This is a genomic window from Candidatus Sulfurimonas baltica, from assembly GCF_015265455.1.
Lineage (GTDB): Bacteria > Campylobacterota > Campylobacteria > Campylobacterales > Sulfurimonadaceae > Sulfurimonas > Sulfurimonas baltica.
On the sequence record NZ_CP054492.1, the window covers coordinates 1,369,233 to 1,381,392 of the forward strand.

Consider the following 12,160-nt stretch of genomic DNA (forward strand, 5'->3'; position numbering starts at 1 on the left):
TTTTATGAGATGTGCTTTAACAATAGCCTATGACGGCACAAATTTTCTAGGTTCACAGACACAAAAAAGCTCTCCAAACACCATACTTGGAAATCTGGAACATGTACTTCACAAACTACATGTAGATTCAAAGATTATAGCCAGCGGAAGAACAGACAGAGGTGTCCATGCCACAGGTCAGGTTTGCCATGTTGATTTACCGGAGTTTTGGAATGACCTTGTAAAACTTAAAAAAGTTCTAAATGAGATGCTTCCAAACTCAATTGTTATCAAACATATAAAAGAGGTTGAGAGTGAGTTTCATGCCAGATATAGTGCTAAAAAAAGAGTTTATAGATACCTGATAAAACAAGGCGATAGCAATCCTTTTGAGGGTAACTATGTTACATTTGTTGATTCTATAGATTTCAATAGTGTTGAGAAAAATATAAAGCTCTTTAGAGGTGAATTTGACTTTAAATATTTTATGAAAACAGGAAGTGATGTAAACTCTACATGTAGGACTATTTACAGAGCGTTTGCTTATAAGCATAAAGGGTATATAGTCCTACATTTCGAAGGAAACGGCTTTTTAAGAAGTCAGATAAGGCTTATTGTTGGAGCACTCCTTACACTAGATGCAGATAAGATTATTCAAAAGCTACAATGCGTAGAGAATCACAAGCTTAAACCTGCTAAATGCAATGGTCTTTATTTAGCCAAAATTAAATACTAATATATTTACTTTTTCAACATACTCCATAAAATTCCGAAATATTCATGCATGGCAATTTTTGAGTCATACAGGTTGTCAATGTCGGGTGGTGTAAAATACAGGTTAACATCTCTTTTATGAAAGTCAGTAGGTGCAGCAATTGGGTTTAAGCCAAGTGATTTAAAAAGCTTTACAGATCTAGGCATATGGCTTGCCGATGTTACAAGGACAAAAGCTTCATCTCCAATCAAACTTTTCGTAAAAATAGCCTCCTCCTTTGTATCTTTTGGTTTTGGATTTACTATAATATTTTCAGACTTAACACCCAGCGCAAGAGCCAAAGAGGCATTCATCTGGGCATTGGAAACATTTGTATCCCCCTCATAACCTGTAAATATAAGTTTAGAATTTGGTGTTTGCAGATGGATTATAACACCCTCAAGCACTCGTTTACTTGCAACTTGTGATGATAATGGCTGAGATTCATCTGTGTTATGTCCGCTTCCCAATACATGTATATATTTTATTTTTTCTTTATACCAATATTTTGGATATTGGTTTTCCAAATTTTTCACTAAAAAGTTTGAAAACGGATGGTATGAAAAAAGGAGTAAAAGCCCAAGCGCAAAGCCTAGAAAAACTTTTGCAACTCTATACTTTGCATTAAACAAAAAATAAAAGCCAATAGCAAAAGCTATAAGTATCATGCCAAAAGGCTCAACAAAAAAAGTTATAAACTTCTTTAAAAAAAATCCAAATTCCATTATTCCAACACCTCATTTATATGTTTTGAGACTTCCTCATGCCAAAGAAGCTCTTTATGTGACAACCCTTCATACTCTTTGTAGAGTACCAAGTTTTTTACATATTGTTTTAAATTTCTTGTATTTTTTATATATGTTATTTCATCATCTTTGCTCGCAAAAACATAAGTCTTAGCATCTATTTTTGAGACTAATTTAGTTTTATCAAATTTATATCTCAAAATCCATGGCATATTAAAACCGTACTTCTCTTTAACAAGTAAGGCAATAGAGTCAAACGGTCCAACCATAAACAGACCTGCAACACTCATTTTACTCGCTACATAAGCAGCAACCAATGAGCCTATAGAGAAGCCTAAAACATAAAAATCACCATAATTTTTTTTAACTATTTGAGCTACTTTGAGAGAATCATCTAAGAGATTTTTTTCATTAACAACTCCACCGCTTTTTCCGTAAGAGCGGTAGTTGAAGGTGATTATTCTTACATGTGGGAACAACAATGAGAGTCTTTTAATAAGACCTACGCTGTCGTGAGAGCGTCCTGCAAAAAAAAGAAGTGTCGAATTTATACTGGGGAGTTTTCTGTACAAACTTTTTGGCTCATAGACAACACCCTCAAGCTCAACCCCATCATCTGTCTTAATACTAAGTATTTCAAAGTCATCGTCTAGCTCTTCTTCACGGTAGTAAGTTGGTGAAAACACCATAAAGTACTGCCAATGGTAAAATACAAAAGCTAAAACACCAAACGTAAAAAGTAAAAATAGAGTATATATCATTCGTAACCTTATTGAGCGGAATTATAGTATAATTCGAATAATTATTATAGGACAATTATATGCAAGCATTTGGGAAATTTTCAAGAAAAATAGATTTAGAGTATATTGTAGAGCAGTACATTTACATTCAAGAGAGTGATGAGACAATCGATTCAGAACAATTAGAGCAGATGCTTAAACACAAACGTAAAACTGTTATTGGAACTATCTTTTTATACAATCCTACAATAGCACCTATAGGGTATAAAGACAATGCAAGCTTAGATGGGCAAGGATATGAGTTTAAGGGTCAATTTGATGAGCTTGCATTTGATAAAAACTGTACTCTTTTCGCTTCGGCTATCAAAGATGGATACAGAGGCAAACTTATAGAGATCAAATATCTTTTCGGTCTTAACAAACCAAATATAGAACCAACACCTATATTAGAAGAGTTTGATGGTGATTTAGACAGATACACAAGCAATCAGCTAACTCGCTACGATAAAGAGCTTAACTATCAAGACTACCTCAATATTCGTCTTAGCGGCAAGTTTGTTTTCTTTGCTTCAGGAAACAAATATGACAGACATCACAAAAACATCATCGCCTATGCCAGAAATCTTTCTGCACAAGCTGCAAAACTTGGGAAACATATTGCGTTTATGTATGACAATAACCACGATGCTGCCGAGAGTCAAGAGGTTGCATATTTTTTACCGGCAATTGCAACTGGAAAACTTAGAGACATAAGGGCAAATTCATTCAAGAGAGCCTTTAAAACTAACCCTCCATCGATTGTGAAGACAAATTAAGCTTTATTGTAAAACAAGCGCCAATACCCTCTCCCTCTACAGCCTCTTGATTATCTACATGTAGGCTTCCTTTGTGGTGGTCTTCTACAATTGTTTTGGACATATAGAGTCCAAGCCCTGTTCCATTTTTTTCGTCTTTTGTTGAAAAATACGGATCAAATATATTTTTCATGATTTCTTCCGGTATTCCGCCGCCATTGTCGCAAATAATTAAACTTCTTTCTTTTGTGGTTATTTTAATCAGCGGTTTCTCAATACCCTTTTCTTTAAAATTGTCCTGAGCATTTTTAAATATATTCAAAACAACTTGCATAAGTTCACTGTCATAAAGTTCTATTTTTTCATTAAAATTGTAATCATAGATAATATTAATATTGTCATTATGAAGTGAACCTTCGATTATTTTTAAAGATTTTTCTACAACACTCTTGAGTGATGTGAGCACAGGCAACTTGTTTGGTTTATAAAAATTTCTAAAATCATTTATTGTAGTAGTTAGGTTTTGTGTATATATTTCAATTTTTTCAAGCTGCCCTACAAAGGAGTTTTCACACTCATCTCTCCCCTCTTTCGTCTCTAGGTTGTACTCTCCAAGTTGAATTTTAATCATCATATTCATGGACGTTGCAGAGATTGAAGAGAGCGGTTGTCTCCACTGATGGGCAATCATGCTTATCATCTCTCCCATTTGAGCCATTCTTGTCTGCTCTATAAACTTACGCTCTTGCTCTAGCTTTTCTCTTTTATATTGGTTCTCTTGAGTCACATCCTTTAAAACAAGCATAATTGTTTTTCTGTCGGGCATCAGACTCATGCTAATAATTGCATCGACAATATTATCATGATTAACAATACAGCTGCTTTGAAAATTATGGTGTGACCCTTTATAAAACACATCTTTAATATTATCTACCATCTCGTCTTTAAAATCCGCAGATATAAACTCAAGAAAAGATATCTCAAGGAGTCTGTTTTTTGAGTATCCGGTAATCTCACTCAAGGCTCTGTTTACAAAAAGAAAGTTTGTATTTTTATCAATAACTGCAATTCCGTCTGTAGTCATATTGAAAATTGTATTTAAATTTGATTTTGACTCAAGGAGTTTATTGTGCTTATTGGCAATATTTACCCCAAGATACTGAAACTCTTTTTGATCTTGAGTAGGAAATATCAAAAAATCATCATCTTTTGTATCTTGCAATTTTCTAACAATATCCTCTATCGGCAAAACTATAGATTTTGCTACAAAATAAGAGATTATAAAAAATATACCGATGAGTAACAACCCTTCAATAATAAACTCTGTTGTCTCTCTTTTTACGTAATCATAATAAGCATCCAAATTAGCCTCAACGATCATATAACCGATAGGGACATCCAACACAGAGAAGGTGTTTAAGACTATGTATTCCTCTGTATTTTTAATACTTTTCTCTTCTTCTTTCAAAAGTGCCTCAAATCTGGGGTGTACCTCATGAACAATATTGGATGATTTGTTTTTTGCTAAAATAACTCCATCTTTGTCAAGAATATATACGGAATTTATATAATCACTGTTAATGGAATCAATGCTTAGCTGAATATTTACTTTGTCTTGATTGTAAACATATGCGCTTGTATGCTCAACAAGTAAATCATTTACAATGCTATTACTGCTCTGAATAACTTCAAACGCATACTCCTTTATTTTATGAAGCTGAAACAAAAAATTAATACCAAAAAACGAGATAATAATGGCGAATGAAAGAGATATCACCTTAGTCTGTATAGTTTTGAATTTAAACATTATTCACCATCCTTTATGTATTTATCAAAACTTTTTGGAAGTGATATTTTTTTATTTTGCAACCTTGCTTTTGAAAACTCAATTTTTATATGCCCTCTATACCAATAAAAAGCTCCAACTGCATTTTTATTGGACGTATATACTACATGTGATGTTGTAAAAAGCAGTAAATTTTCACTGTTTTTAGGAACTTCTTCAAATGAATCAACTAAAATAATATCAGCACTCTCAATCTCGCTGCTTAAAGATAGATTTGGAGCATTAGCAATAACTACTTTATACTCATAATTACTTGTATAAACAATAACATTCTCTTTTGGCACCATAGCATGAAATATTTTATCAAATATCTTAGAGGCAGTAGCAGTATCAAAAGCAGATAGCTCAAGTGCTAAAAGTACAAACAGAATTAATTTCATTTAAAACATATACTCCATACTGATAAAAAACCGTTGTTCAACGGGGGATATATTTATAGGTTCTTCTGCTAAAAATGTGTTTGGATCAACTCTATAATAACTATCTTCATAACCCCTATTAAAAATATTTTCACCTTTTAAAGAAAGAATTACGTCATTCGTATAACGATATTTTACACCTGCACTGTAATCATAATAAGATTTATTATTTATATTGTTTCTATTGTAAACCAACTCATTAAAAATATCAAACTTTCCAACTCTATTTAGTGAGCGGACAAAAGCAGCAATAGATTTGTTATTAAAATTTCTTATATCTGCATATGAAACATTTGAGACAAGTTTATTGTCTATGTCAAAATTATAAGTATATTCCAAAAATGTAGATATGTTTTTTACATCATTTTTACTGTTTGTAAAAGCTCCTGATGGGTTAACTGCAAGATTATTTTTTGCAAATGGGAGTTGCTGAAATAAGTTTTTGGTAACACCGTAGGTAGCTACAAACTCTATTTCGTTTTTTCCGTCAATATACTTTATCTCCTCACTAATCGCATTTAAGACTTGATTATCAAGTGGTCGTTCAGTCCATGGAAAATCTACATATATATAAGGCTCAACTAATGACTCAACTCTATATGCAAAAGATTTAAAAACAAATTTTTCATAAATATATGTGTGACTTAAACGAAATTGAAAAAGATCTTCATTTTTAATCCCTCCGTTATTATCTACAATAGCATATTGGGTAGCTGCGCTTATTATATTATTATCGGAGATGCTATATCTCTCTTCTAAGAAAATAGTACTAATAGATTGTCTACTATAATCATCCTTGGAACTTAAAACACCATCAACTTTAGCTTCTACCATCTCAAAACTTTTATTACGAAACTTTGCTCCGGCAATTAAGCGATTATAATCTGATTCATTTGTATACTTTATCTCTGCAGTAAAAACACCCTCTTCTCTATCAAAATCAAGATCTGGAGAGTAAGGTGACTCATCAAAACCGGCAGCTGCAGCTTCTTTATTCTCTCCGGAGATATGCGTGAATTGATTATTTACAGAAATAAATATATTTTTAAAATATGTTGTCTCATAACCTATATTTAAATAGTCATAATGACCTGTTGAGACCTCATAGGTAGCTGTGGGACTTCTCGCTATAGAGGTATCAAGATTTGATGTTCCTGCCATAACTTGGAGTTTATTGTAGTTAGTATATATTGAACCAAAAAATGAATTACTCTCAGAATCACGCTTTATTGGAATATTATGACTTGAATACTCCTTTTTTTTGTCATCACTTCTAGATACATATGTAACATAAGAGTAGTCCTTCAGCTCATCTGCATAATATGCAGATTGTTGATTGAATCCACGATTTCCATAGTTTAGATTTAACTTCCCGCCTCTGTCACGCTCAGGAGTTTTTGAATAGAGTTTAATTAGTATATATGTTGGCTCAGTAGAGAATTCATAAGATGGTGAGCGTGTATATATCTCAACATGGTCAATACTATCTAGGTTAATATTGTTAGAAGCTGTAATACCGCTTCCAAATGTTGATGATACAAGTTCTTGATTATCAATATATAAACGTATACTACTGCTTGAGAAAAATGCCGAAGAACCCTTGTTGAACATATCAGAAATTCCGCCGCGACTCTCTTTGTATCTTACAATGGGGTGTGATTTTAATAAATCTTTTAGACTATGAGCCTGCATAATATCTAAATCTTTTCTTGTGAAGATAGTAACTGCTCCACCACTTTCAAGTTTTGTCTGTTGAGAAAGGTCACTATTGTGTGTGTAAGTTCCTAACAAGTCGTCCAGCTCTTCAGTGTGTAGTAATCCTATGGCTAATAATAATAAAAATATTAATTTCATTCTTCACCTTGTATTTTTTATATAATTTTAACATAAGAATCTTCAAAATAATTTTTATAATAAATTAAAACATTATATTGTACAATGACTAAATAAAAAAAAGCCAAACTTATTGTGAAGTAAGGACGGAAAGTTACGAATCTTTTTACTAAAAGATGGTCGGATTGCAGATACTTCTTCTATTTAATTTAGCAGTTGTTTACTTCATACATTAAGTTACTATTGGAATAAAATGAAGAATATAGCTTCAGAATTAAAAATCTATCTAAAAACAAATTTACCTAAACCCTCTATTGATTTTAAGTGGGGTGATTTTGAGAATGAAAATTTTTTCTCATATCTAAATAAAAACTATCCAAGCGACTATTTTTCAAACAGCGAAAATCAATTGGAGATTAAACATGCATTTAAAGAGTACTTTGAGCCTATTGGATACCCATTAGTAAAGCTCTCAGAAAATACAATACGTATAAAAGTGTTCGAGTACAAAACAGAGCCAAAAAATAGTTTAAACTTAGATTCTATTATTGATATTATTGAGGAAAACGAGGAGCTAATCGAATATGATTACAAAGGCAAAGATGATTTAATTGCTATCCCAGAAGATGTAAAAGACAAAATAATATATTTTGTAAACAACATTAAGAATGAAGAGATAAATAAAAAAGAGTTGATTAAATTTGCTGTAAGAGAAGCTTTTGAACTTGAAGAGAGTGATATTGTAATTATTAGAAGTAATCAAATAATTATAAAACTATTAGACGGATTTCTTGTAGAAGAAGTTGCTGACAATCAAAAAAATACTATTGCAGCAAGATATAATGGCATAGATGAGGCTAAACTCAAATCATTTAATGATGAAATTTTTTCACAACAAGATAATGAAGATTTTTTTTATTTTGCTGCTGAAGAGTTTGTTGATACATATTTTTTATCTAAGAACATAGATAATATAATTTACGAAAAAAATGCATTTTCATTGATTCAAACAATTATAATGGAGCAGTTAACTGACTCATATGATAATCAAAATGAGTTTTTCAAAGGGTTTGCAGGCTATCTGTTTAGAATACATTTCAAAGAAGTATTTGGTTATATAGCAGATATTATACTAGAAGAAGTTGGTTCATCAAATAAGTATATGATAGATTTTTTAAAATATTATTCTTTGGATGTTGTTGTTCTTGATGGAAACAAATACACTGTTCCACGCATAGAAGCGGAAAATGGGATGAGATGGAATATTACGTCAATAATGTCTATAGTAAGGATTTATATTAAAGCAAAAATATCCATAGAGAATATACATGAAACGATTGATAATTTAAATAATGATATCTCTAAGTTTTATATTGGTGGAATTTCCCCTGTAGAATATAACAGCAGATTAAAAAAAGAGATAGAAAATTTATCTCAAAATATTAACTCTGACACGAAAAAATTTAATTTATACACAGAGACTTTAAGTTCATCAAAAGATGAAAATGAGAAAAAAGTATTAAAAAATGAAATAATCTCACTTAAAAGTTATTTATTACATCTAAAAGAAAAGCAATCTATTCTCTCTTCTAAGTTTGCTGATTCAAGCACAATAACTGAGTATACAGATATAAAAAGAGAAATTGATTCTTTAAAAAGACAAGAGAATAGAGATAAGAAAATTATAGATCAAAATCAAGATTCATATTTGTCAATTAAAAATGCACTTATAAAAGCATTAACATCAAAGAAGACACTATTAGGTAGAGTTGAATAGCTGGATTTTGCTTTACAATCACACTATATATTAAGCGGTTAGAGTGTACAATTTCATTCCTATGCAAACTCCTTTTTTGGATGTAAGCGGGCGAGTTTTTTCTTTTTCTAAGATGTAGTTTTCATTTTTTTATAATTAAATCCCCCCCCAACCAAGACGCACTAGAACCTTTTTAAATGTGGTTTACTCTAATATCGAGAAAATCTGATAGATGCGATGAGCTGATTGCTGGATACCATCCAAAGCGATAGTCATCTTTAACCATAAAGAGAGTCGGCAACAATGAATATAGAAATTATATCAACAGATACAGGCACATATGATGCTATTATTAAATCAATTCAAGTAATGGGTCACGAAGCAAGAGTGAGTATATGTTTAAATAAATCAAACTTACAAGACGTTGTGCAAAGAAAGCCGGACTTAGTGATTTTGTCTAAAAAAAACATTTTTATTGAAAATGAAGAAAATATTTGCCTCTCTGAATACTTTGAAACAAACAATATAAATTTTTCAGGCTCATCAAAAGAGGCATTAAAATATGACTCCGACAAGGCATTAACAAAATCTTACTTAAAAGAGCAAGGTCACAATACAGCAAATTATTTTACAGCGACTCCCGGCGAATATATAAATGACAACAAAATACCGATAAGATACCCACTGTTTATAAAACCAAATAGTTCTGCCTATGGCAACGGTATTGACGATTTATCTTATGTTACAAATTATTTGCAGTTTGAGAGTAAAGTTTTATCATTATATACTACATATAATGAGCCTGTTTTAGTTGAAGAGTACCTTGAGAGCCAAGAGTTTACAGTTGCTCTTATTAAAACAAAAAAGGTGATTTACTGGTGAGTGCAATTGAAGTTGTACCGACTAAATCACAGAATGGAATTAAAGTTCTTGGATTAAAAACACGAGCAGAGAAGAAAGAAGAATTCCTAAAAACTGAAGATTGCGAGCTTGTAAGCAGGGTTAAAAATATTGCTGTTAACGCTTTTATGGATCTTGGAGCAAGAGACTTTGCACAAATAGATATTAAAACAAACAGTTATGGACACTGCTTTTTTATGGGAGCAAATCTACTTCCAGATATAAAAGATGAATCTAGCTATCTGGTTAAAGCATTCGAAATTGAACATGGATATTCATATAACAAGATAATAGAGATTATCGTAGATAAGGGAATCAGCAGAGTTTAGCTGAATCCTCCCCCTCTATGCTACACTCACCTCTTTTATGTCAGCAATCTTCAAGATGCTTTTATAGATAGAAGCTAGTAAAGATTTTCTGTTATTTCTTACACTTTCATCTTCGGCATTTACCATAACATCCTCAAAGAACTTGTCGAGTTCAGGCTTAAGACCAAAGAGAGCATCTAGCTCCTCCTCATAAGAGTTATATCTACATGTAGAGACTTCTATGTATCTTACATGTAGAACTTTTTCCGCTTCATGCTCAAAAAGCTTGTGATCAACTATCATCTCTATTGACATATTAATATCTTTAGTGATGTTTGAGACTCTTTTAAATGTTGAAAAAGATTCACTGAAACCTTCACTGTTTACCATAGTCTCTAAAGCTTCTATCTTTTTACCCATGGCTAAAAGTTCTCTCTCTCCAGAAGCTAAAACAGCTACAATGATTGAGGGGTTTACTTTAAAGTACTGCTTAACTCTCTCTAAAAAGAATGCCTCAAGTTTTGACATATCAAACTCTGCATAGCCTACTAACAACTCTTTTAAAGTCTTAACAATATCAAACTCTAAATTATGCTCTTTAGTTATTCTAATAAGACCATTAACGGCACGACGAAGAGCAAAAGGATCACGAGTGCCTGTTGGGATTTGGTTTATGCTAAACATTGCAAGAAGAGTATCTAGCTTAATACTCATAGCAACTATAGCGCTTAACTTAGACGAAGGAAGTTCACTATCTTCTCCATCTGGAAGATACTGCTCTTTTATACATGTAGCTACTTCATCGCTCTCGCCTAGTGCTTTTGCATAGTAGCTTCCCATAAGACCTTGAAGCTCTGTAAACTCATAAACCATCTCGCTTGTCAAGTCAGCCTTTGCTAAACTTACAGCGCGCTCTAGAGTCTCTTTACTTGAGCCTTCTGGCTTATATATATCAAAAAGAATATTTGCTATTTTTTTCTCGCGCTGTATTTTGTCAGCAACTGTCCCAAGACCTTTCATAAAAACAACTTTTTCAAGTCCGTTGGTGCTAAGTCCATTTTTGAGATCATTGTCATAAAAGAAAAGCCCATCAGCCAAACGTGGTCTAAGAACTGTTTCATTCCCTTCAATAACCTTGGTAAAATCATCAGTAAGCGCATTTGATACAACAACAAATTTATTGATTAATTTACCATCTTTAAAAACTGGAAAGTATCTCTGATGCTCTTTCATAGAGGTAATAATTACTTCAGCGGGAAGTCTTAAAAACGACTCATCAAATGAGCCTAAAAGTGCAGTTGGATGTTCTGTAATAGCAACTACTTCATCAAGTAAATCTTCGTCTATTTCAATTTTTATACCATTGTCTTTTTCAAGTGAAGAAAAATTTGCCAAAATATTTTCACGTCTAAGTTCAGGGAAGAGTGTTACACCGCCATCTTTTAAAACTTCAAAATACTCTTTAGCTCCACTGATATTAACAACGTCAAAATTGCTTATACGGTGAACAAAAGTTTGCTTTGATGACTTAACATTAAAAAGTTCCATGTCAACTAATTCATCGCCTAAAAGCACATTTACCCATCTGATTGGTCTAATAAAGCTCTCGCTGTTGCTTCCCCATCTCATTGACTTGCCAAAATCAAGTGACTTTATCCAGCTTTGTATAACATCACCTAGAAGTTCTGCAGAAGCTTTTCCTTTAAGATCTTTTTTATAGTAAAGAACTTCTTTCCCGCCCTTCTGTGCTTTGCCAATCTCTTCAATGGAAACTCCACATTTCTTTGCAAAGCCGATAGCTGCCGGAGTTGGCTCACCATCTTTGTATGCTACAGCTATTGGTGCGCCGAAGAACTCCTCTTCACTGTCATCTTGACGAGTTTTAAACTCTGCGTGCCAAATAACCAAACGACGAGGCGTATAGTAAAACTCAAACTCACATAAAAGTGAATTTTTTTCTAGTATATCAGCATATTTCTTCTCAATATTGTTTAACTCTTTTAAAAGCGGAACCGCTGGAAGCTCTTCTACACCAATCTCTATTAATAATGGTTTTAACATATCTTAGACTCTTTATTTTATATT

11 protein-coding genes and 1 riboswitch are annotated in these 12,160 nt (G+C 32.4%); of the genes, 5 read left to right on the forward strand and 6 right to left on the reverse strand.

The genetic code is table 11. The annotated features are described in order from the left end of the window. Positions 1 to 4 precede the first annotated feature (4 nt). Positions 5 to 715, forward strand: coding sequence for a tRNA pseudouridine(38-40) synthase TruA (gene truA, locus HUE88_RS06895; RefSeq protein ID WP_194367996.1), 711 nt, complete (start codon positions 5 to 7; stop codon positions 713 to 715). A 5-nt stretch (positions 716 to 720) separates the two neighbouring features. Here the strand turns inward: truA and HUE88_RS06900 are convergent, their stop codons facing one another. Both HUE88_RS06900 and HUE88_RS06905 read right to left on the reverse strand, forming a co-directional pair. Beyond that, positions 721 to 1,458 (reverse strand): ElyC/SanA/YdcF family protein, encoded by a 738-nt coding sequence (locus tag HUE88_RS06900; protein ID WP_194367997.1) that lies wholly within the window; start codon positions 1,456 to 1,458, stop codon positions 721 to 723. After that, a complete protein-coding gene (locus HUE88_RS06905; protein ID WP_194367998.1) occupies positions 1,458 to 2,240 on the reverse strand; it encodes an alpha/beta hydrolase in 783 nt (260 codons plus the stop codon). The genes HUE88_RS06900 and HUE88_RS06905 overlap by 1 nt, the downstream gene beginning before the upstream one ends. 59 nt (positions 2,241 to 2,299) lie before the next feature. Here HUE88_RS06905 and HUE88_RS06910 point away from each other — a divergent pair, with 59 nt between their 5' ends. After that, positions 2,300 to 3,034 carry a hypothetical protein gene (locus tag HUE88_RS06910; protein WP_194367999.1) on the forward strand — a complete coding sequence of 245 codons (735 nt, stop codon included), beginning with the start codon at positions 2,300 to 2,302 and terminating at the stop codon, positions 3,032 to 3,034. On the opposite strand, the gene HUE88_RS13865 is transcribed toward HUE88_RS06910, so the two are convergent. The 3 genes from HUE88_RS13865 to HUE88_RS06925 are packed head-to-tail and all read right to left on the reverse strand — an operon-like array spanning position 3,003 to position 7,132. Further along, the gene (locus tag HUE88_RS13865; protein ID WP_229860024.1) at positions 3,003 to 4,820 is read right to left on the reverse strand and encodes a sensor histidine kinase; all 1,818 of its coding nucleotides are present in this window, start codon (positions 4,818 to 4,820) and stop codon (positions 3,003 to 3,005) included. The two genes, HUE88_RS06910 and HUE88_RS13865, sit on opposite strands and share 32 nt — an antisense overlap. Further along, positions 4,820 to 5,239 carry a hypothetical protein gene (locus HUE88_RS06920; protein ID WP_194368000.1) on the reverse strand — a complete coding sequence of 140 codons (420 nt, stop codon included), beginning with the start codon at positions 5,237 to 5,239 and terminating at the stop codon, positions 4,820 to 4,822. The genes HUE88_RS13865 and HUE88_RS06920 overlap by 1 nt, the downstream gene beginning before the upstream one ends. After that, on the reverse strand, positions 5,240 to 7,132 hold the full coding sequence (locus tag HUE88_RS06925; protein WP_194368001.1) for a TonB-dependent receptor plug domain-containing protein: 1,893 nt from the start codon (positions 7,130 to 7,132) through the stop codon (positions 5,240 to 5,242). A gap of 92 nt (positions 7,133 to 7,224) precedes the next feature. Then, positions 7,225 to 7,304: riboswitch (cyclic di-GMP riboswitch) on the forward strand. A 60-nt stretch (positions 7,305 to 7,364) separates the two neighbouring features. On the opposite strand from HUE88_RS06925, the gene HUE88_RS06930 reads away from it, so the two are divergent. The 3 genes from HUE88_RS06930 to HUE88_RS13995 all read left to right on the forward strand — a co-directional run bounded on the left by HUE88_RS06930 (position 7,365) and on the right by HUE88_RS13995 (position 10,096). Further along, on the forward strand, positions 7,365 to 8,888 hold the full coding sequence (locus tag HUE88_RS06930) for a hypothetical protein (RefSeq protein ID WP_194368002.1): 1,524 nt from the start codon (positions 7,365 to 7,367) through the stop codon (positions 8,886 to 8,888). 282 nt (positions 8,889 to 9,170) lie between these two features. Beyond that, complete coding sequence (locus HUE88_RS13990; protein ID WP_194368003.1) at positions 9,171 to 9,749, forward strand: D-alanine--D-alanine ligase family protein; 579 nt, start codon at positions 9,171 to 9,173, stop codon at positions 9,747 to 9,749. Then, a complete protein-coding gene (locus HUE88_RS13995; protein ID WP_194368004.1) occupies positions 9,746 to 10,096 on the forward strand; it encodes a hypothetical protein in 351 nt (116 codons plus the stop codon). Before HUE88_RS13990 ends, HUE88_RS13995 begins: the two co-directional genes overlap by 4 nt. Before the next feature lie 15 nt (positions 10,097 to 10,111). On the opposite strand, the gene glyS is transcribed toward HUE88_RS13995, so the two are convergent. Continuing rightward, positions 10,112 to 12,136 carry a glycine--tRNA ligase subunit beta gene (gene glyS, locus HUE88_RS06945; protein WP_194368005.1) on the reverse strand — a complete coding sequence of 675 codons (2,025 nt, stop codon included), beginning with the start codon at positions 12,134 to 12,136 and terminating at the stop codon, positions 10,112 to 10,114. Between the last annotated feature and the right edge of the window lie 24 nt (positions 12,137 to 12,160).

Bases quoted from the DNA above. Each gene is read 5' to 3' on its own strand.
- truA (WP_194367996.1), top strand. From the start codon at position 5: ATGAGATGTGCTTTAACAATAGCCTATGACGGCACAAATTTTCTAGGT.
- HUE88_RS06900 (WP_194367997.1), bottom strand. From the start codon at position 1,458: ATGGAATTTGGATTTTTTTTAAAGAAGTTTATAACTTTTTTTGTTGAG.
- HUE88_RS06905 (WP_194367998.1), bottom strand. From the start codon at position 2,240: ATGATATATACTCTATTTTTACTTTTTACGTTTGGTGTTTTAGCTTTT.
- HUE88_RS06910 (WP_194367999.1), top strand. From the start codon at position 2,300: ATGCAAGCATTTGGGAAATTTTCAAGAAAAATAGATTTAGAGTATATT.
- HUE88_RS13865 (WP_229860024.1), bottom strand. From the start codon at position 4,820: ATGTTTAAATTCAAAACTATACAGACTAAGGTGATATCTCTTTCATTC.
- HUE88_RS06920 (WP_194368000.1), bottom strand. From the start codon at position 5,239: ATGAAATTAATTCTGTTTGTACTTTTAGCACTTGAGCTATCTGCTTTT.
- HUE88_RS06925 (WP_194368001.1), bottom strand. From the start codon at position 7,132: ATGAAATTAATATTTTTATTATTATTAGCCATAGGATTACTACACACT.
- HUE88_RS06930 (WP_194368002.1), top strand. From the start codon at position 7,365: ATGAAGAATATAGCTTCAGAATTAAAAATCTATCTAAAAACAAATTTA.
- HUE88_RS13990 (WP_194368003.1), top strand. From the start codon at position 9,171: ATGAATATAGAAATTATATCAACAGATACAGGCACATATGATGCTATT.
- glyS (WP_194368005.1), bottom strand. From the start codon at position 12,136: ATGTTAAAACCATTATTAATAGAGATTGGTGTAGAAGAGCTTCCAGCG.